The 18,812-nt window shown below is 71.2% G+C and carries 19 protein-coding genes; 9 read left to right on the top strand and 10 right to left on the bottom strand.

Translation table 11 applies throughout. The features are described from left to right. The first annotated feature begins 81 nt into the window (after positions 1-81). Positions 82-1,053 carry an aa3-type cytochrome oxidase subunit II gene (gene ctaC, locus ACZ6NZ_RS27480; protein WP_366608844.1) on the top strand — a complete coding sequence of 324 codons (972 nt, stop codon included), beginning with the start codon at positions 82-84 and terminating at the stop codon, positions 1,051-1,053. A gap of 9 nt (positions 1,054-1,062) precedes the next feature. After that, the gene (locus ACZ6NZ_RS27475) at positions 1,063-1,488 is read left to right on the top strand and encodes a cytochrome c oxidase subunit 4 (RefSeq protein ID WP_465860884.1); all 426 of its coding nucleotides are present in this window, start codon (positions 1,063-1,065) and stop codon (positions 1,486-1,488) included. A 113-nt stretch (positions 1,489-1,601) separates the two neighbouring features. On the opposite strand, the gene ACZ6NZ_RS27470 is transcribed toward ACZ6NZ_RS27475, so the two are convergent. From ACZ6NZ_RS27470 to ACZ6NZ_RS27455, 4 genes are all read right to left on the bottom strand, one after another. Then, the gene (locus ACZ6NZ_RS27470) at positions 1,602-1,802 is read right to left on the bottom strand and encodes a hypothetical protein (RefSeq protein WP_366608842.1); all 201 of its coding nucleotides are present in this window, start codon (positions 1,800-1,802) and stop codon (positions 1,602-1,604) included. A 314-nt stretch (positions 1,803-2,116) separates the two neighbouring features. Continuing rightward, the gene (trpD, locus tag ACZ6NZ_RS27465) at positions 2,117-3,166 is read right to left on the bottom strand and encodes an anthranilate phosphoribosyltransferase (protein WP_465860883.1); all 1,050 of its coding nucleotides are present in this window, start codon (positions 3,164-3,166) and stop codon (positions 2,117-2,119) included. Positions 3,167-3,257: 91 nt separating this feature from the next. Then, positions 3,258-3,653, bottom strand: a complete 396-nt coding sequence (locus tag ACZ6NZ_RS27460) for a response regulator (protein ID WP_366608840.1) — start codon at positions 3,651-3,653, stop codon at positions 3,258-3,260. Between the two features lie 107 nt (positions 3,654-3,760). Then, on the bottom strand, positions 3,761-4,681 hold the full coding sequence (locus ACZ6NZ_RS27455; protein ID WP_465860882.1) for a cytochrome c oxidase assembly protein: 921 nt from the start codon (positions 4,679-4,681) through the stop codon (positions 3,761-3,763). Between the two features lie 108 nt (positions 4,682-4,789). Here ACZ6NZ_RS27455 and ctaE point away from each other — a divergent pair, with 108 nt between their 5' ends. The 5 genes from ctaE (at position 4,790) to ACZ6NZ_RS27430 (ending at position 9,963) form a co-directional block, all read left to right on the top strand. Further along, complete coding sequence (gene ctaE, locus ACZ6NZ_RS27450; RefSeq protein ID WP_238642380.1) at positions 4,790-5,389, top strand: aa3-type cytochrome oxidase subunit III; 600 nt, start codon at positions 4,790-4,792, stop codon at positions 5,387-5,389. Between the two features lie 70 nt (positions 5,390-5,459). Next, on the top strand, positions 5,460-6,296 hold the full coding sequence (gene qcrC, locus ACZ6NZ_RS27445; protein WP_465860881.1) for a cytochrome bc1 complex diheme cytochrome c subunit: 837 nt from the start codon (positions 5,460-5,462) through the stop codon (positions 6,294-6,296). Between the two features lie 64 nt (positions 6,297-6,360). Further along, on the top strand, positions 6,361-7,449 hold the full coding sequence (qcrA, locus tag ACZ6NZ_RS27440; RefSeq protein WP_366608838.1) for a cytochrome bc1 complex Rieske iron-sulfur subunit: 1,089 nt from the start codon (positions 6,361-6,363) through the stop codon (positions 7,447-7,449). Beyond that, on the top strand, positions 7,446-9,077 hold the full coding sequence (gene qcrB / locus ACZ6NZ_RS27435) for a cytochrome bc1 complex cytochrome b subunit (protein WP_465860880.1): 1,632 nt from the start codon (positions 7,446-7,448) through the stop codon (positions 9,075-9,077). The genes qcrA and qcrB overlap by 4 nt, the downstream gene beginning before the upstream one ends. 193 nt (positions 9,078-9,270) lie before the next feature. Then, entirely contained in the window at positions 9,271-9,963 is a 693-nt protein-coding gene (locus ACZ6NZ_RS27430) for a DUF4142 domain-containing protein (protein WP_238680080.1), read from the top strand. Between the two features lie 105 nt (positions 9,964-10,068). Here the strand turns inward: ACZ6NZ_RS27430 and ACZ6NZ_RS27425 are convergent, their stop codons facing one another. From ACZ6NZ_RS27425 to ACZ6NZ_RS27405, 5 genes are all read right to left on the bottom strand, one after another. Continuing rightward, on the bottom strand, positions 10,069-10,356 hold the full coding sequence (locus tag ACZ6NZ_RS27425; RefSeq protein ID WP_074313163.1) for an Lrp/AsnC family transcriptional regulator: 288 nt from the start codon (positions 10,354-10,356) through the stop codon (positions 10,069-10,071). 139 nt (positions 10,357-10,495) lie between these two features. Further along, positions 10,496-11,365, bottom strand: a complete 870-nt coding sequence (locus ACZ6NZ_RS27420) for a nucleotidyltransferase family protein (RefSeq protein ID WP_465860879.1) — start codon at positions 11,363-11,365, stop codon at positions 10,496-10,498. Beyond that, positions 11,362-11,904 carry an NUDIX hydrolase gene (locus ACZ6NZ_RS27415; RefSeq protein ID WP_366608834.1) on the bottom strand — a complete coding sequence of 181 codons (543 nt, stop codon included), beginning with the start codon at positions 11,902-11,904 and terminating at the stop codon, positions 11,362-11,364. Before ACZ6NZ_RS27415 ends, ACZ6NZ_RS27420 begins: the two co-directional genes overlap by 4 nt. 53 nt (positions 11,905-11,957) lie before the next feature. After that, on the bottom strand, positions 11,958-13,751 hold the full coding sequence (locus ACZ6NZ_RS27410; RefSeq protein WP_465860915.1) for a RelA/SpoT family protein: 1,794 nt from the start codon (positions 13,749-13,751) through the stop codon (positions 11,958-11,960). A 126-nt stretch (positions 13,752-13,877) separates the two neighbouring features. After that, a complete protein-coding gene (locus tag ACZ6NZ_RS27405) occupies positions 13,878-15,632 on the bottom strand; it encodes a DEDD exonuclease domain-containing protein (RefSeq protein ID WP_465860878.1) in 1,755 nt (584 codons plus the stop codon). 127 nt (positions 15,633-15,759) lie between these two features. Between ACZ6NZ_RS27405 and ACZ6NZ_RS27400 the strand changes: the two genes are divergently transcribed. Both ACZ6NZ_RS27400 and ACZ6NZ_RS27395 read left to right on the top strand, forming a co-directional pair. Continuing rightward, the gene (locus ACZ6NZ_RS27400) at positions 15,760-17,211 is read left to right on the top strand and encodes an NYN domain-containing protein (protein ID WP_465860877.1); all 1,452 of its coding nucleotides are present in this window, start codon (positions 15,760-15,762) and stop codon (positions 17,209-17,211) included. 84 nt (positions 17,212-17,295) lie between these two features. Next, the gene (locus ACZ6NZ_RS27395) at positions 17,296-18,015 is read left to right on the top strand and encodes a DinB family protein (protein WP_465860876.1); all 720 of its coding nucleotides are present in this window, start codon (positions 17,296-17,298) and stop codon (positions 18,013-18,015) included. Positions 18,016-18,068: 53 nt separating this feature from the next. On the opposite strand, the gene ACZ6NZ_RS27390 is transcribed toward ACZ6NZ_RS27395, so the two are convergent. Continuing rightward, positions 18,069-18,602, bottom strand: a complete 534-nt coding sequence (locus ACZ6NZ_RS27390; protein WP_465860875.1) for a hypothetical protein — start codon at positions 18,600-18,602, stop codon at positions 18,069-18,071. Positions 18,603-18,812: the final 210 nt, after the last annotated feature.

Raw genomic sequence — 18,812 nt, 5'->3', positions numbered from 1 at the left:
GTAATCTGCGACCGTCGGTGACGCCTTTGCCGCGGGTGCTGAGGAAAGACGCACCGCGGCGCGCTAGGGAGGCAGGACCAGGTGGTCGCAAGGAGTTCGGAGGTACGGCCGTCGGCCGTACGGCACAGCGCTTCCCCAGGGGTTGGTGGACGCCGGGGGCGTGGTGCTGGTCGCCTGGCCGGGCTCGGTCTCGGTGGCGTGGCGTTGCTGGTTCTGCTCACGGGCTGTGACGTCGGTCAGACGTTCCACGGCTTCGGCTGGCCGCAGGGCGGCATCTCGCCGGAGTCCAAGCGGATGTACGACCTGTGGATCGCCTCCTGCATCGCCGCGCTCGCGGTCGGCGTCTTCGTGTGGGGCCTGATCTTCTGGTGCGTCGTGCGCTACCGCAAGCGTGGCAACGCGCTGCCGGTGCAGACCCGCTACAACATGCCGATGGAGTTCCTCTACACCATCGCGCCGATCCTGATCGTCTCCGTGCTCTTCTACTACACGGCGATCGTGCAGACCGACGTCGACAAGTTGTCGAAGAACCCGGACGTCACGGTCGAGGTCGTCGCGTTCAAGTGGAACTGGCAGTTCAACTACCGGGACGGCCAGGGCACGGAAGCCCGCACCACCGCGTCGACGCTCGGCACCAGCGAGGTCATCCCGGTGCTGGTGCTGCCGACCAACCGGTCCATCCGGTTCGAGGAGACCAGCCGCGACGTCATCCACTCGTTCTGGGTGCCGGAGCTGCTCTTCAAGCGGGACGTCATGCCGGGCAAGATCCGCAACGTGTTCGAGGTTTCGAGCCTGGACGCCGAGGGCGCCTACGTCGGGCGTTGCGCCGAACTGTGCGGCAGCTACCACGCGTTCATGAACTTCGAGCTGCGGGTGGTCTCGCCGGAGAAGTACGACCAGTTCCTCGCAGCCAAGCAGAGTGGCAAGTCGACCCAGGATGCGCTGTCCGCGATCGGTGAAGAGCCGTACGCGACGACCACCAAGCCGTTCGACACGCGGCGGACGCAGGACAACTTCAACCCGGACGACGTTCCGGCCCGCACCGGAAGCTGAGGCAGCGGAATGAAGACCGAGTGGCGTATCTTCCTGATCATCGCCGGGTTCCTCCTCGGCGCCACCATCCTCTACGGTGCCTGGACGCACGGGGAGTCGGGCGGCGTCGAGTGGGTCGGCACCGTCGCCCTGCTGCTGTCGTTCCTGCTCTGCTCGATGTGCGGTGGCTTCTTCTGGTTCGTGTCCCGCCGCATCGACCTGCGCCCGGAGGACCGCCCGGACGCCGAGATCGCCGACGGCGCTGGTGAGGTCGGCTTCTTCAGCCCGGGCAGCTACTGGCCGTTCGGTCTGGCGCTGGCCGCCGCGATCGCCGCGCTCGGCATGGTGTTCTGGCAGTACTGGCTGATCGGTGCCGGCCTGGTGGCTGTCGTCTTCTCCGCCTGCGGGCTCCTGTTCGAGTACTACAGCGGCACCCGGCGTACCGCCGAGCACTGACCCACCCGGTCGCCGTCGCGACCGACCCGGCACGACGAAGGCCCGTTCCCCAGTGGGGGAGCGGGCCTTCGGTCATGCGCCACCCCGCCGGGGTGGGCCTGCGGTGCTTGCGGTCAGGCGGCGCGGCGGCGGACGGGCTGGCGGCGGGCGGCCAACCGGATGACCGGGACGGCGAACGCGCTGACCACCACGGCGGCGCCGCAGCCGGTGCAGATCAGCTCGGGACAGTCGGTGCCGTGGCCGTCGACGCAGGGCGGCGGCTCGAACGGCGCCACGCCCTCGCAGACGTCGCAGTAGAGATCGCGGTGCGACACCGGCGTCTCCTCTCACTTCAGGCGGGCCGCCCCCGGATGCGACAGAGACACACCGACGGCAGCAGAAAACTACTCAGCTGTAGTTTCCCAGACGGGTCCGACAAATCTCCGCGCACCGTCATTCGCTCGCCGGCATCCGCGCGTGATCCACCCGACTTCGACGAGGTCGGGGCATCGGAGCGGCCCCGACACCGCAGATTCAAGAAATCCGAGTCGATCACGCCCCGGCCCTACTGCGATCACGCCCCGGGCCTACTGCGATCACGCCCCGGGCCCTACTGCGGACGGCGTCGCCGGGTCGGGTGGTGGTGCGGTCAGGCGGCGGCGTTGGCGGTGTCGATCCAGCGGTCCAGGGTCGCGGCGGCCGCGCCGGAGTCGATCGACTCGGCGGCACGGGCCAGGCCGGCGCGCAGCGCCTCGGTCAGGTCGCCGTCCAGGGGGCCCTGGGTGGCCAGCGCCGCCGCCGCGTTGACCAGCACCGCGTCCCGGACCGGGCCCTTCTCGCCGGCCAGCAGGCGGCGGGCCACGCCCGCGTTGTACGCGGCGTCACCGCCGCGCAGGTCCGCCAGGGTGGACCGGGGTACCCCCAGGTCCGTCGCGTCCAGCACGACCTCGCGTACGGTGCCGCCCTGGGCCGCCCAGATCCGGGTGGGCGCGGCGGTGGTGAACTCGTCCAGCCCGTCCTCGCCGCGCATCACGATCGCCGAGTCGCCACGGGCGGCGAACACGCTGGCCATGACCGGGGCCATCCGCAGGTCGAAGCAGCCGACCGCGCCGGCCCGGGGTCGGGCGGGGTTGGTCAGCGGGCCGAGGAAGTTGAAGAAGGTGGGCACGCCCACCTCGCGGCGGACCGGGCCGGCGTGCCGCATCCCGGGGTGGAAGCGGGCCGCGAAGCAGAACCCGATGCCGGCCTCCTCGACACAGCGGGCAACCTGCTCCGGGCCGAGATCCAGCGGGATGCCGAGAAACTCCAGCAGGTCGGCGGTGCCGCACAGGGAGGAGGCGGCCCGGTTGCCGTGCTTCACGACCCGGACGCCCGTGCCGGCGACCACCAGCGCGGTCATCGTGGAGATGTTCACCGTGTGGGCGAGGTCACCGCCGGTGCCGACCACGTCGAGCGCGGTGCGGCGAAGCTCCTCGGGGAGCGCCACCGGCACCGCGCGACCGAGCATCGCCTCCACCAGGCCGGCCACCTCGGCGGGCGTCTCACCCTTGGCCCGCAGCGCCACGGCGAAGGCCGCGATCTGCGCCGCGCTCGCCGAGCCGGTCATGATCTCGTCCATCGCCCAGGCGGTGTCGGCGGTGGAGAGTTCGTCACCGCGCAGCAGCGCGTTGAGCAGGTGCGGCCAGGTCCGATCGCCCATGGCGGGCCTCCCGAGCATGCGAAGTGCGGGTGGGCTGGAACCGGCGCCGAGGAGATCCGGCGCCGTGGGGGTGCCGGAGGAGCGGGGGACGTCAGGCGGGTGCGTGCGTCCGCAGCAGCTCGGCCACCGTGCCGCCGGTGGTCACCGGGTCGAGCGGGTGCACCAGCGTCGCGTCGACCTCGGCGTACGCGGCGAGCCATCGGTCCGCGGCGCGGGCGATCACCAGGCAGGTCGGGGGAGCGTCGTCCCGGTCGTCCTTGATCTGCCGGGCGATGCCGATGCCGCCGCCCGGGCTCGCCTCACCGTCGAGCAGCAGCAGGTCGATCTCGTAGTCGTCGACCAGCCGGATGGTCTCCGCGTAGGTCGACGCCTCGACGAACTCGATCTGCAGACCGGGAGCGGGCCGGGGGCCGACGGCCATCCGCATCCGATCACGGACCTGCGGGTCGTCGCTGTAGAGCAACACGGTGCAAAGACGATCGGTCATGCCAGGACTCCGCTTCCACCTCGTAGCTGCCCGCAGATCGTACCGGTCGGCGTGACGTAGCCGACATCCCGCCCGACGTCGCGCGTCGGGCGTACCGTCCGGGCAGCTCAGGCCGGCGCGGCGTCGGCGGCGCGTTCGCGGGCCTCCTGGCGGTCCAGCTCGCGGTCCACCCGGCGGGCCTCCCGCTCGGACTGCTTGACCCACTGCACCACCAGCACCGCGAGCATGGTCACACTGACGAACTCGCCACCGGCCCAGAGGATGCCGCCGGCGACCACCTGGTCCTGCCAGGGGTCGACCCAACCGAGGTTGAGCGAGGGGTACCAGTCGCCGCCGAAGAGCGTGCTGCTCTGCATGATGGTGAGGCCGAGCACTGTGTGGAACGGCACGGAGAGCAGCATCAGCAGCGCGCGCGCCGGGTACGGCCAACGGCCGGGCAGCGGGTCGAGGCCGAGCAGCGGCCAGAAGAACACGCAGCCGGTCATGATGAAGTGCGCGTGCACCAGTTCGTGCGCCCAGGCGTGTTCGAGGGTGTAGCGGTACAGGTCACTGAAGTACAGCACGAACGGGTTGACCACGAAGATGGCGAACGCCACCAGCGGGAAGCTGTAGACCCGGGCGACCCGGCTGTGCACGATCGCGAGCAGGCGCTTGCGTGGCCCGACCGGCAGGGTGCGCAGGGCCAGCGTCATCGGCGCGCCCAGGGCCAGGAAGATCGGCGCCACCATGGACAGCACCATGTGCTGGATCATGTGCACGGACAGCAGCGCGGTGTCGTACGCGTGCATCCCGCTGACCGTGACCAGCGCGATGCCGCCCAGGCCGGGGCCGAGGAAGAAGACGGTACGGGCGACCGGCCATCGGTCGCCGCGCAGGCGCAGCCGGTACACCCCGTAGAGGTACAGGCCGGCGGCGAGCACCAGGCCGAGGGCCAGCCAGCTGTCCAGCCGGGTCTCGGTCAGCACCGCGCCGACGGTGAACGGCGGCGGGGCCGAGGTGGCGGCGAAGATCGGATCGACGTGCAGCACGCTTTTCAGGCTAGGCCAGGCGAACCGGACCCTGACGCTCGGGCCACGGAAGGCGCAGGTTTGCCACCCCGCTGATCGGCGGCCCCGGTCAGGGGCAATAATGACGGCGTGACTGCGGCCCCAGCCATTGACAAGAGCCGGATCCACTCTCTGACCCGACCAAACATGGTCAGCGTCGGGACGATCGTGTGGCTCTCCAGTGAACTCATGTTCTTCGCGGCGCTGTTCGCGATGTACTTCTCCATCCGCGCGGCTGCGCCGGAGCAGTGGGAGAAGCACACCGAGGCGCTGAACATCCCGTACGCGACCACCTTCACGGTGATCCTGGTGCTGTCCTCGGTGACGTGCCAGCTCGGCGTCTTCGCGGCGGAGAAGGGTGACGTGCACGCGCTGCGGCGCTGGTTCACCGTCACCTTCGTGATGGGCCTGATCTTCGTCCTCGGCCAGTTGAACGAGTACCGGCACCTGGTCGCCGACGGCGTCAAGATCAACGAAGACGGGTACGGGTCGGTGTTCTACCTGACCACCGGCTTCCACGGCCTGCACGTGACCGGTGGTCTGATCGCCTTCATCATCTTCATGGTCCGTACGACCATGGGCCGGTTCACTCCGGCGCAGGCGACCTCGGCGATCGTCGTGTCGTACTACTGGCACTTCGTCGACGTCGTGTGGATCGGGCTGTACGCCATGATCTACTGGCTCCAGTGATCTTGCGCGTCACATTCCGCGCTGCTGCTCCGTCCCCTGAGACAGGTCCAACCGGTTAAGGACACCGCTCATGACTTCTGACAACGACCGCCGACGCGGTCTGCTCGCGCGGTTGCGCGAGCGGCCCGCCGCGCGCAGCAGGGGCCGCCGCCGGCTGGGCGCCGCGGTCCGGCTGATCGCCGCGCTGATGCTCGCCGGTGGCGCGTACACCGTCTTCGCCCCGGGCGCCCAGGCGCAGGACAACCCGCAGCTGACCGGCGCCGCAGCCGAGGGCAAGGCGCTGTTCGACGTGAGCTGCGTGACCTGCCACGGCCGTAACGCCCAGGGCGTCGAGGGCCGCGGGCCGAGCCTGATCGGCGTCGGCGCGGCATCGGTCGAGTTCCAGGTCAGCTCCGGGCGGATGCCGCTGGCCCGCCAGGAGGCCCAGGCGCACCGCAAGCCCCCGGTCTTCACCGACGAGCAGACCCGTCAGCTGGCCCAGTACGTCCAGGAGCTTGGCGGCGGCCCGGTCGTGCCCGAGGGCGACGACCTCCGCGAGGACGGCAACATCGCCGCCGGCGGTGAGCTGTTCCGGATCAACTGCTCGCAGTGCCACGCCTTCGGTGGCGGCGGTGGTGCGCTCTCCTCGGGCAAGTTCGCCCCGAGCCTGCACCCCGCGACCGACCGCCAGATCTACGCGGCGATGCTGAGTGGCCCGCAGAACATGCCGGTGTTCGGCGACAACCAGCTCCGGCCGGAGCAGAAGGCCGACATCATCGCCTACATCCAGGAGACGCTGAAGCACGACCAGGACCCGGGTGGGTTCAACCTCGGACGGTACGGCCCGTCCACCGAGGGCCTGGCGATCTTCCTGGTCGGCATCGTCGCGCTCGTCTTCGCCAGCCTGTGGATCGCGGGTAAGTCGTGATCGAGCAGGCCATCCGATTCAGTGCTGTGGTGCCGCTCGGCGCCACCCGTAGCGAGGTGACGGCATGAGCACCCACCCCGAGCACCAGGCCGCACAGGGCCCGGAGCCGCTCGACGTGAACGACCCCAGACTCACCCGGTTCGACATCGTTCGCGAGGGCGCACGGCGGGACGACATCGAGATCGTCCACTACGAGCCGCAGGTGCTGCCGGGCACCAAGGCGGAGCGTCGGCTGACCCGGGTGGTTGCCGGCTTCTTCCTGATCACCGGCCTTGCCGCGACCGCCTTCCTGGCCATCTACATCTGGTGGCCGTGGCAGTACGAGGCGGGCCGGGGCGGCGACAAGTTCTACACCCCGCTGCTCGGCTTCACCCTCGGCGTGGCGCTGCTCGCCGTCGGCTTCGGCATCCTGACGTGGGGCAAGAAGTTGCTGCCCAAGGAGGTCTCGATCCAGGACCGGCACGAAGGTCAGGTCGACTCCGAAGGCCGCACCATCACCGGCCAGACCATGCTCTACATGGCGGACGAGCTGGGCGTGAAGCGTCGCCCCCTGCTCGGCATCTCGCTGCTGGCGGGCCTCGCGCCGGTCGCCGCGGTCGCCGCGGCGCCGCTGGTCGGTGGCCTGATCTCGCAGCCGCACAAGAACAACCAGATGTTCACCACCGGGTTCGCCACGCCCGAGGGCGGCCAGCGGATCCGCCTGGTCCGCGAGGACGGCCGGCCGATCCGCCCGGCGGACATCAGCACCGGTGGGCAGCTGACCGTCTTCCCCGGCATCGACCACGGTGTGAGCAACAAGCACGCCGACTCGCCGACGCTGCTGATCCACCTCCGCGACTCGGACGCGCAGGAGTCGCGCCGGGCCAACGAGAAGGTTGGTCACGGTGACTACATGTGGGGCAACTACGCGGCGTTCTCCAAGATCTGCACGCACGCGGGATGCCCGGCCAGCCTGTACGAGCAGCAGACCAACCGGCTGCTCTGCCCGTGCCACCAGTCCCAGTTCCTGATCACCGACAACGCCCGGCCAGTCTTCGGCCCCGCCAGCCGGCGGCTGCCGCAGCTGCCGATCGAGGTGGACTCCGAGGGCTTCTTCGTGGCGAAGTCCGACTTCACCGAGACCGTCGGGCCTGATTTCTGGGAGCGGCCATGAAGCGTCGAAAGTTTGACCTTGCGGCGACGCCGGGCAAGGCCGCGGTGGGAGTGGACGACCGCTTCCAGGTGGCCACCCCGCTGCGCAAGCTGCTGAACAAGGTCTTCCCGGACCACTGGTCCTTCCTGCTCGGCGAGATCGCGCTGTTCTCGTTCGTCGTGCTGCTGTTGACCGGTGTGTTCCTCACCTTCTTCTTCGAGCCGGCGATGACCGAGGTGGTCTACGACGGCAGCTACGCGCCGTTGCAGGGCACCCCGATGTCCGCCGCGTACGCCTCCAGCCTGGACATCTCGTTCGATGTCCGGGGCGGTCTGGTGATGCGGCAGATGCACCACTGGTCGGCGCTGCTGTTCATGGCCGCGATCGTCGTGCACATGCTGCGGGTCTTCTTCACCGGTGCCTTCCGCAAGCCGCGCGAGACCAACTGGATCATCGGTTCGCTGCTGTTCTGGGTGGGCTTCCTGGCCGGCTTCAGCGGCTACTCGCTGCCGGACGACGGCCTGTCCGGCACGGGTCTGCGGATCGCCTCGGCGATCATGCTGTCCATCCCGGTTGTCGGCTCCTGGGTCACCTCGTCGATCTTCGGAGGCGAGTTCCCGGGCACGATCATCATCAGCCGGTTCTTCATCGCCCACGTGCTGCTCATCCCGGGTCTGCTGGTCGCGCTGATCAGCGTCCACCTGGGTCTGGTCTTCAAGCAGAAGCACACGCAGTGGCCCGGCCCCGGCCGGACCAACAACAACGTGGTCGGCGAGCGGATGTTCCCGCGGTACGCGCTGAAGCAGGGCGGCTTCTTCATGGTCGTCTTCGGCGTCATCGCGCTGATGGGCGGTCTGTTCCAGATCAACCCGATCTGGTTGTTCGGCCCGTACGAGGCGTGGGTGGTCTCGGCCGCCAGCCAGCCCGACTGGTACGTCATGTTCCTCGACGGGTCGACCCGACTCATGCCGGCCTGGGAGATCAACATCCCGCTCGGCGACGGGTACGTCATCCCGCCGCTGTTCTGGCCGACCGTCGTGCTGCCCGGCATCCTGGTGGGCCTCTCGACGATGTACCCGTTCCTGGAAGCCCGGCACCTCAAGGACCGCAAGAGCCACAACCTGCTCCAGCGGCCCCGGGACGCTCCGGCCCGGACCGCCGTCGGCGCGATGGCCGTCTCGTTCTACATCGTGCTGACGCTCTCCGGCGCCAACGACGTGATCGCCGACAAGTTCCAGATCAGCCTCAACGCGATGACCTGGGCGGGCCGTATCGGCCTGCTGGTGGTCCCGCCGCTGGCGTACTACGTCACCTACCGGCTCTGCCTGGGTCTGCAGCAGCACGACCGGGAGGTGCTCGCGCACGGCGTCGAGACCGGCATCATCCGGCGCCTGCCGGACGGCCGGTTCGTCGAGGTGCACCAGCCGCTCAGCGCGTCCAACGGGCACGCGGACGGTCACGGCGAACTGGACTACGTCGGCTGGGTCGTGCCCAAGAAGATGAACCGGCTGGGGGCCCTCGGCCCGGCCATCCGGGGCTTCTTCTACCCGATCGAGAAGCCGGTCGAGGCACCGGTCTCGCCGGGGCACCCCCCGGTCGAGGCCCGACCGGAGCGCGAGGAGATCGGCAGCGGCGAGAGCCGCCGCTGACCGCCCGGTCACACCGTTTTTGGGGCGCCCGCCGGATTCCGGCGGGCGCCCCGACGTATCCACCCTCCGGACCCATCCGGCCAGGAGTCGGACGGCCCTGACGGGACCGGTCGACGCCGCGCGACGGGCGATCGCAGGAATAACCCCGGTGAGCCGGGTATGCGTGCGGTCCAACGTCTCAAGGGGGGGAAGCATGTTGGGTATCAAACGCCTCGGCCTGTTGGCCGCGCTGGTACTTGTCGGCGTCGCGCCGGCCGCGGCCGCGCAGGCCGCGGCACAGCCGTCGACGCAGGACACCCAGTACCTGCAGGCGGTACACCAGGTCAACCTGTTCGAGATCACCGCTGGTGACCTGGCTCAGCAGAAGGGTCAGGACCAGGGGGTCAAGGACCTGGGCGCGATGCTGAAGACCGACCACACCCAGCTGGACCAGACGGTGCAGCAGACCGCGTCGCAGCTCGGGGTGGAACTGCCGAACGAGCCCAGCGCCGATCAGCAGGCGGTCATCGACAAGCTGAACAACGCCAGCGGCGCGGAGTTCGACCGGCTCTGGGTGACCAGTGAGCTGGCCGGCCACGTCCAGGCCATCCAGGCCACCCAGACGGAGATCTCGCAGGGCTCCGAGCAGTCGGTGGTCCAGTTGGCGCAGACGGCGCTTCCGACGCTGCAGACGCACTACGACGAGTTGGTGGCGCTCGCCAACAAGCTCGGCATCCCGGTTCCGCAGACCAGCGCCAGCGGCACGCCCAGCCCGGGCGGCACCGGCACCGAGTCGCCGGCTCCGGGTGGCACTGTCACCGAGTCGCCGGCCCCGGGTGGCACCGGCACCGAGTCGCCGGCTCCGGGCGGTGGCAGCACCGAGGTACCGGCTCCCAGCGAGAGCTGACGTAGCCGCGAGCAGACGGCCGGCCCACCCTCACGGTGGGCCGGCCGCCCTGTGCGCGCCACGCGCCGCCGTGCGGCCGGCACCGGCGGCGAAACGGCGAGCGGGTCAGTCGGCGCTGGCCAGACCGATCGCGAACGCCTCCTCCAGGTCGTGCTGGGAGTACGCCCGGAAGGCGATGTGGGACTCGGTGTTGAGCACCCCCGGAACCTTGGAGATGCTGCCCGCGATGACCTGGGCGATCTGGTCGAACTCGCGGACCCGGACGATGGCGATGAGGTCGACGTGCCCGGCCACCGAGTAGACCTCGCTGACACCGGGAAGGTTGGCCAGATTCTCCGCCACCTCGGGGATCGCATCGGTGGCGCAGTCGATCAGCACGATCGCGGTGATCACGGGGCATTTCTCCGTTCGTCGGCGTCGTCGCCCATGCTAGATGTTCCGGTTCGGAACCGGAGGCGGGAGCACGTTCCGGGCCGGGACCGGAGGCGGGAGCACGTTCCGGGCCGGGACCGGAGGCGGGCGCCTTCTCTGCTCAGCCCTGAGCGGGGCAGGGCACGGTCAGGTCGCTGCCGGCCCGGATCGCGTTCCGCAGCCGCTCGCCGGCCCGCACGGTCGCGCCCGGCCACACCACGGTGCGGGACACGTCACCGTCCACCCGCGCTCCCGCGCCGACGACCGACTCCACGCAGTGGCCGGTCACCGTCGCGGACTCCTCGACGAGAACACCACCGGCTGCGGCGTGCAGGTTGGCCGCCAGGTAGTCGGCCGGGGTGCCGGTGTCGAAGAAGGTGCCCGGGTAGGGCACCACGGTCAGGGCGCCCGCGGCCTCGGCCGGACGCCACACGGCGCGAACCAGGTCCGAGAAGACGACCGGCAGGTCCCGGACCAGCCGCCAGGGCAGCAGCGAGAAGCCGGTGAAGCAGTGCCCGGCGAAGGTGCCCGGCGCGGCCGGGTCCGCGGCGGGCTGGCCGAGCAGGCGTACGGTGTGCCCGTCCCAGCCGTCGAGCAGGGCGGCCACGTCCGGGCCCGGGGGAGCAGACGGGTCGGCGAGGTACGCGTCGGCGTTGCCGACCAGCACCGGCCGCCCGTCGATCCAGTCCCGCAGGTTGGCCACGCCGCCGGCGGTGCCCAGCGGTTCGCCCGGCTCCACCGACAGGTGGGCGCGGTCGCCGACGTGCGCCACCACCTGCTCGCCGAGGTAGCAGGCGTTCACCGCGACCCGGTCGGGACCGGTCAGGCCCAGGCCGGCCAGCCGCGCCAACGCCCGATCCAGCAGGGGCACGTTGCCCACCGGGCAGAGCGCCTTGGGTAGCCGTTCGGTGAGCGGGCGCAGTCGCGTGCCCTCGCCGGCGGCCAGCACCACCGCGCACAGCTCGGCCGGAACACCGACCGCGCCGGTCACGGGGTCTCGTCGGGCACCGGCGGCGGGAACTGCCCGGCCAGCGGCCCGATGTCGTAGTAGGCGAGCAGCCGGGCCGTCGGCCAGGTCAGCTTGGGCAGGTCGTCCAGGGGCTGCCAGGCGGCCTCGATGACCTCCCCGCCGTCGACGGCCAGCCCGGTGCTGGATGCCGGCACCTCGGTCTCGAAGACCACGTCCACCCAGCCCTTGGCGTGCACGATCGCGTTCGGCACCGCCGGGCGCAGCCGGGACGGCGGAAGCCGGACGCCGGACTCCTCGAACAGCTCACGGGCCGCGCCCACCACCGGGGCCTCACCCCGGTTGAGCAGGCCGGCGGGGAGTGACCAGCCCTTGCCGGGAGGCTGGCGCAGCATGAGCAACCGACCCGCGCCCGTCGCCTCGGAATCCCGGACCAGGGTCACCGCGCCGACGATGTACTTGGGCACCGCCAACCGGACCAGGCGCCGACGCACCGGCAGCGGCATCCGGTAGAAGGCCTGGTAGAAGAGGGCCCGAGCGGAGGCGCGGGAGCGGGGGATCATGACTCCAGGCTAGTGGTCACGAATGTCCTTCGTACGCGCTGGGGCCGGCCAGGTCACTGTCGATGGTCGACCAGGTCGATGAGCTGGCGGACCACGGTGTCCGGTTCGATGACCCGGTCGAAGACCGCGACCAACAGGGTTTCCAGGTCGGGGTAGCCCAACTCCTCGGAGAGGCGCAGTAACGGCAGGTCACTGGCGAGGCCCCGGTTGTGCTGGCGCAGGGCGAGCCCGATGGTGGCCCGACCGAGGCGCACCTTGTCGCTGATCGTGATGCCCGGCTCGGTGTGCTCGGCGAACCACCTGTTGATCTGCATCTGCGCGTGCGGTGACTTGACGAAGGTCAGCCACTCCCGCCGGGGGCCGCGCGGCGCCACACCGGCCTCGAAGCCGTTGTCGCCGTCGTTCTCGGTGAAGATCTCCACCACGTCGCCCTCGTCCAGCTCCGAACTGAGCGGGGCCAGCCGACCGTTGATGCGGGCGGCGAGGCAGTGGTCGCCCCGGTCGTTGCCCAGCTCGTACGCGAGATCGACAGGCGTGGCACCGGCCGGCAGCACGACCTGCCGCCCGTCGGCGAAGACCTGGATCTGCCCCTCGGCCAGGTCGCAGCGCAGCGACTCGTAGAACTGTGCCGGGTCGGCGGCGTCCGGCTCCCAGTCGAGCACCCGGCGCAGCCAGTCCAGCTGTTCGGCACGGGCCGCGGCGGTGCCGCTGCCGGAACTGGGGAAACGGAAGTCGGCGGCGATGCCGTACTCGGCCGAGCGGTGCATCTCCTCGGTGCGGATCAGCACCTCCACGGTGCGGTCCTGTGGGCCGCAGACGCTGGTGTGCAGCGAACGGTAGAGGTTGTTCTTCGGCGAGGCGATGAAGTCCTTGAAACGGCCGGGCACCGGTCGCCAGGTGCCGTGGATCGCGCCCAGCGCGGCGTAACAGTCGGTGGCCGGGCCGTCGACCACCACCACGATGCGGGGCAGGTCGTACGGGGCGGTGTGGCCGCCGGCGATGGTGTCCTTCCAGATCGAGTAGAGGTGCCGGGGACGGGGGGTCACCTCGGCGTCGACCCGGCTGCGGCGCAGCGCCACCCGGGCCCGGGTGACCACCGAGTCGAGATACGTCTCCCAACCCGGCCGATCGTGCACGTGCCGGGCCAGCCGGGCGTGCTCGTCGGGCTCGAGGTGCAGCAGCACCACGTCGTCCAGCTCGCGTTTGAGGGTCTGGATGCCCAGCCGGTCACAGAGCGGGACCAGCACCTCCTGGGTCTTGCGGGCGATCCGTTCCCGCGACGACGCGGAGCGCACCCCGAGCGTGCGCATGTTGTGCAGCCGGTCGGCCAGCTTGATGATCAGCACCCGGACGTCCTTGGCGGCCGCGACGATCATCTTGCGGACCGTCTCCGCCTCGGCGGCCTTGCCGTAGAACGCCTTGTCGAACTTGGTCACCCCGTCGACCAGGTGGGCCACCTCACCGCCGAAGTCCTCGGAGAGCGCCTGGAGGGTGTAGCGGGTGTCCTCCACGGTGTCGTGCAGCAGCGCCGCGACCAGGGTGGTGGTGTCCATTCCCAGCTCGGCGCAGATCTGCGCCACCGCGAGGGGGTGGGTGATGTACGGTTCCCCGCTCTTGCGGAACTGCCCGCGGTGCATGTTTTCCGCGATCGTGTAGGCACGGCGCAGCACCGCGGGGTCGGTGCCGGCATGGATGCCCCGGTGGGTGCGGACCAGTTGGGTGACCGGGTCCGAGTCGGTGGTCGGCCAACTGAGCAGCGACCGCAGCCGGCGGGCGAGCGGCAGCTCACCCGGCTGTGTCGGCAGGGCGCCCCCCAGGGCGGCGCCGTGTCCGGCGTCGACGTCCACGAGGGACACCTCCTCACCCCGGCCCCACACCGCCGGATCCCGGCGGGGGAGCAGGCCCACGAATCGGGCAGGACTGCACTTCTCTAACAGCCTAAGCGAGTCGACGTAGTCCGATCGGTCAGTTGGTCATGAGCGTTCGGTCGAGAGTTGGTGGGACCCGCCGCCCTCGGCCTTCGCCAGCAGGTCACGGAACCGGGCCGCGCCACTCGCCGGAGAGGACCAACCGGAGGACATCTCGACGAGTCGGGTCTCCGGTCGCTCCAACCAGGACAGGATGCGCTCGGACTCCTCGGCGGTCGCCGCCGGCACCGGACCGTGCCCGCCGGACACCGTCTCGGCGGTGGCCCGGATCGTGGTCAACGTGGGACGAGGGTGCACGCCCGGCGGGGACACCCCCGCACCGGCCAGTCGGCCGTGCCGGACCAACGCCAACTCCCAGCCGCCCCGGGCGGCGGGCCGGGCCGCGGCCAGCTCGACGATCCCGGTCAGCGCGGCCAGCCGCTGCATCCGCACCGTGGCCCGCAGCACGGCGGCCAGCCGGGACCGCACCACGGCGGCCTCCTCGTAGCGCTGGTCGGCCGAGAGCACGTCGATCCGCGCGAGCAGCGCGTCCACCACCGGCTGAGGGTCGCTGGCCGTCGCGGTGCGGAAGGGCGCGGCGGCGCTGTCGTCGTACTCCTCGGGGGTGATTTTGTGTTCGCAGGGTGCCGGGCAGCGACCCAGCTCGGCCAGCGCGCAGGCCGGCGTGACGGTGCGCAGCGAGAGCCGGTGCGTGCACTGGCGCAGTGGCACCGCGTCGTGGAAACCGGCGGCGGCCAGCTCGGCGGCCCGCCGGGAGGTGAACGGCCCGAGGTACGCGGTGTCGGTGGGGGAGAGGTCACGGACGATCGACAACCGAGGGTACGGACCGTCGGTCAGCTTGAGCCAGACCATCCGTTCCGGGTATTTGGACCGGCGGTTGTACGGCGGGGCGTGCGCGGCGATCAGGCGCAGCTCACGGACCTCCGCCTCCAACGAGTGGGCGCACTCCACCGCCTCGACGCGTTCGGCCGCGCCCAGCATCTCGGAGATCCGGGCGCGTTTCTCGCCGGCGGTGAAGTAGCTGCGCACCCGGGTGGCGATGTCGACCGAGGTGCCCACGTAGAGCGGCCGGTCGTCGGCGGCCCGGAAGATGTAGACCCCCGGGACCTTGGGCAACCCCTCGGCCAGGTGTCGCTTGCGGCGCTGGGTCGGGGTGACCGCGCGGGCGAACTCGATGGCGTCGCCGACCGTGTCCACCCGGTGCCCGCCGAGCCGGCCGATCAGCCCGTGCAGCACGTCGACGGTGGCCTTCGCGTCGTCCAACGCCCGGTGGGTGGGCTGGGTGGCGGTGCGGAAGTAGGCGGCCAGGGTGCCCAGCTTGCGGTTGGGCACCTCGTCGCGGGTCAGCACCCGGCGGGCGAGCGCCGCCGTGTCCAGGACTTGGGGGTTGGGCCACCGGTAGCCGTGTCTGGCGCAGGCGGCTTTCAGAAAGCCCACGTCGTACGGCGCGTTGTGGGCCACCAGCACCGCGTCGTCGATGAACTCCAGGAAGCTCGGCAGCACCTGCTCGATCGGTGGCGCCGGCACCAGCATGGCCTGGGTGATGCCGGTCAGCACCGTGATGAACGGCGGAATCGGCTGGCCCGGGTTGACCAGGGTCGCCAGCACCCCCAGCTGTTCGCCACCGCGCACCTTGACCGCGCCGATCTCGGTGATGCCGCCGCCGTCCGGCGCGCCGCCGGTGGTCTCCAGGTCGACCACCACGAAGGTCGTCGCGTAGAGCGGCAGCGCCGGGTCCACCCCGCCCACCGCCGGGTCGAGACCGGCCAGTGACTCCTGGACGTACTCCGCCTGTGCCATCGGCGGCACGCTAGCGCCCCGGTCCGACACTCCCGTCGCAGCCGTCCCATCCGTCACCATGGGGCTAGGATGAGAGATCGGCTCACTCACCGGGCGGTGGGCCCGGTCGCGGTGGGAGACTTGCCACATGCCCCTCACCGAGCCGTACGACGACCACCTCCCGCAGGAGGACCAGGTCGCGCTCGACGGTGCTGTGGGCAACCCGGACGACAACGTAGTCAGCGACCCATCGGACGCATCGGACCCGACAATGGGCGACGGCGCCGCCGCCGAGCCGGAGCCGACACTGCCCGAGCCGGTCCGGCAGCGGATCGTGACGCTGACCGCCGCGGTGCTGCCCACCCTCCCCACCGACGAGGTCCCGGTGCCGCTGCGCCGGGTGGCCAAGTTCGCCCCCAACCGGCGCGCCCGGCTCGGCGCGCCCGTCATCGCCGCCCAGCTCACCGCCGATCCGCTGTTCCGGCAGCGGGTCACCGCGCGGGTCCTGGCCGACGCCGGTGACCTCGGTGCGGCGGTGGTCGACGGCACCGCGCCGGCCGCCGCCGACCCGGTCGAGGTGGCCGCGCTGGCCTACCTGGCCCGGCCCCGTGGCTGGCGGGAGCTGATCGACGCCAGCGGCGCGGCCGTGCGCGCCGAGGCGGACAGCGCCGTCGTCGCCGAGCTGGTCCGCGAGGCCGAGCAGCGGGCCACCCGGGCCGAGCACGACCGCGCGGTGGCCCGGGTCGAGGCCGAGAAGCTCCGCGACGAGTTGGCCCGCGTCCGCGAGGAGCTGGGTCAGCTCCGCGAGGAGTCCCGGCAGGTGGCCCGCACCCTGCGCGAGACCCAGGCCCGCGAGCGCAAGGCCACCGAGCTGTTGGCCACCGAGCGCGGCCGGGCGGCCCGCGCCAGCGCCGACGTGGACGCCGAACTCCGCCGCGCCCGGTCCCGGCTGGCCGAGGCCGAGGCCGCCGCCGGGGTGGCCCGCGCCAGCGCCAAGGAGGCGCGCTCGGTCGACGACGCCCGGCTCTGGCTGCTCCTGGAGACCATCGGCCAGGCCGCCGTCGGGCTACGTCGGGAACTGGCGCTCGACCCGGTGGACAAACTCCCGGCCGACTTCGTCGCCGACGCGTTCGCCGAGCAGCCGGGCACCGCGCCGGCCGGCCCCGCCGCCCGCGCGCGCGACACCGACGACCCGGCCCGGCTCGACCAGTTGCTCGCCCTGCCCCGGGCGCACCTCGTGGTGGACGGCTACAACGTCACCAAGCGAGGCTTCGGCGAGATGTCCCTGGAGCAGCAGCGCAAACGCCTGATCACCGGGTTGGGTGGGATCGCCGCACAGACCGGCGACGAGGTCACGGTGGTCTTCGACGGCGCCGAGCGGATGCACGGGCTGCCGCCCGCGCCGCGCGGCGTCCGGGTGCTCTTCTCCCGCAAGGGTGAGACCGCCGACGAGCTGATCCGGCGACTGGTCCGCGCCGAGCCGGCGGGCCGGCCGGTGGTCGTCGTCTCGTCGGACCGCGAGGTCGCCGACGGGGTACGCCGGCACGGCGCGTACCCGCTGGGCGCGGACTCGCTCCTGCGGCGGCTCGCCCGCTCCTGAGGGGACACGTCCCGCTGCCGTACCGCCCCGGCTGTCGCACCCGGGCGCTAGCATCGCCGCGACCGCCGAGGGACGGGAGTCGTGATGGCTCGGAACGAGGTCAAGGTCTTCGTCGACGAGGATCTGCGGGGTGCGCGTTTCGACAGGTCGACGCTCGCCGGCGCGGTGATGCGCGGCGTCGACGTGAGTGGCCTGGACATCGACGCGCCGTGGTTGGCCGAGACCGCGCTGCTGGTCAACGGAGTCGACGTGGTGCCGCTCGTCGAGGCTGAGCTGGACCGGCGGTTTCCCGGCCGCGATCTGAGACGGGCCAGCGAACCCGCCGGTCTCAGGGCGGGATGGGCGGCGGCCGAGCGGGCCTGGGCGGCGGCGGTCGACCGGGTCCTCGCCATGCCCGTGGGCGCGGTCGACGTCTCGATCCACGGCGAGTGGTCGTTCGCGCAGACGCTGCGTCACCTCGTGTTCGCCGCCGACGCCTGGCTGGGCAAGGCGATCCTGCGTCTGCCGCAGCCGTTCCACCCGCTCGGTCAGCCCCATGTCGAGTACGAGACCGACGGCTTCGACATGTCGGTCTTCGCCACGGAGCAGCCGACCTTCGAGGCGGTCCTGCGGGCGCGGGCCGAGCGGCAGCAGATGGTGCGCGATTTCCTCACGACCCTCACGCCGGACGTGCTGGCCGAGTCTCGGCCGAGCGCGTGGTGGCCCGAAAAGGTGGTGTCCGTCCGGCACTGCCTCCACGTGATCCTGAACGAGGAGTGGCAGCACCTGCGCTTCGCCCTGCGTGACCTCGACGCGCAGCGCTGACCCCCCGTCCCCGACGGCTGCTCGGCCGGCCCAGCGCTCGAACCGCAGCCAGCTCAGGTGGCCGGTAGTCGCCGGGTCAGCTCGCGACGCAGGGCGTCGGTGCCCGGCTCCATCCAGGTGAGCCGGACGACCAGCTCGTAGGGGCCACGTCCGGGGGTCGACCACTGCCCGGCTCGCAGGGGCGGACGAGTCTGCTGCGGGTCGCGGGTGACGACCACCAGTCGCGGATCCAGGCGTCCCCGCACCTGGGCGCTGGCCACGTTGACCCAGTCGATGCTGAGTGTGGTCCCCTTCGGTCCGCTCAGGTGCAGCGTCTCGTCGGTCAACCGCAGCGGCAGGCGAGGCTGATGGCGAAGCTGCCAGTTGGTGGTCAGCCCGACGACGGCACCGATCATGCCGAAGCGCAGCAGCACCTTCCACCACGCCTCGTCGAACACCAGGGTGTAGAAGGTGAGGAGAGCCGCGCCGGCCAGCACGGCGAGAACCATGGCGATGCGAACCCGGCGCGGGGAGTGCCGGAATTCCACGACTGACGACGCATCGAGATCGGCCACGGTCGCCCAGTGCCCGAGTGGTCGGTCGGTCAAACGATTCTCTCCTTGGCTCGGCCGGCACGAGGTCGTCGGTGTCGTTGGTCGAGGCTCCCGGTCGGGTGGGATACCCCGATATCGCTGATCTGGAGTGGATCTAGCCCTGAAACAGGCGGTCGGATGGGGTTGCTGTCGTACCCGGTGGTTAGTGTCGATGTCACCGACGGTGCCCGGTCGACGACAGCAGGAGTCGCCCGTGCGCCGCGA

It is taken from the genome of Micromonospora sp. NPDC047756 (assembly GCF_055587245.1).
Note: the sequence above shows the minus strand (reverse complement) of the source record. Positions and strands in the feature narration are given on the sequence as shown.

Bases quoted from the DNA above. Each gene is read 5' to 3' on its own strand.
- qcrB (WP_465860880.1), top strand. From the start codon at position 7,446: ATGAAGCGTCGAAAGTTTGACCTTGCGGCGACGCCGGGCAAGGCCGCG.
- ACZ6NZ_RS27475 (WP_465860884.1), top strand. From the start codon at position 1,063: ATGAAGACCGAGTGGCGTATCTTCCTGATCATCGCCGGGTTCCTCCTC.
- ACZ6NZ_RS27400 (WP_465860877.1), top strand. From the start codon at position 15,760: ATGCCCCTCACCGAGCCGTACGACGACCACCTCCCGCAGGAGGACCAG.
- ACZ6NZ_RS27395 (WP_465860876.1), top strand. From the start codon at position 17,296: ATGGCTCGGAACGAGGTCAAGGTCTTCGTCGACGAGGATCTGCGGGGT.
- ACZ6NZ_RS27460 (WP_366608840.1), bottom strand. From the start codon at position 3,653: ATGACCGATCGTCTTTGCACCGTGTTGCTCTACAGCGACGACCCGCAG.
- qcrA (WP_366608838.1), top strand. From the start codon at position 6,361: ATGAGCACCCACCCCGAGCACCAGGCCGCACAGGGCCCGGAGCCGCTC.
- ACZ6NZ_RS27405 (WP_465860878.1), bottom strand. From the start codon at position 15,632: ATGGCACAGGCGGAGTACGTCCAGGAGTCACTGGCCGGTCTCGACCCG.
- ACZ6NZ_RS27430 (WP_238680080.1), top strand. From the start codon at position 9,271: ATGTTGGGTATCAAACGCCTCGGCCTGTTGGCCGCGCTGGTACTTGTC.
- trpD (WP_465860883.1), bottom strand. From the start codon at position 3,166: ATGGGCGATCGGACCTGGCCGCACCTGCTCAACGCGCTGCTGCGCGGT.
- qcrC (WP_465860881.1), top strand. From the start codon at position 5,460: ATGACTTCTGACAACGACCGCCGACGCGGTCTGCTCGCGCGGTTGCGC.
- ACZ6NZ_RS27415 (WP_366608834.1), bottom strand. From the start codon at position 11,904: ATGATCCCCCGCTCCCGCGCCTCCGCTCGGGCCCTCTTCTACCAGGCC.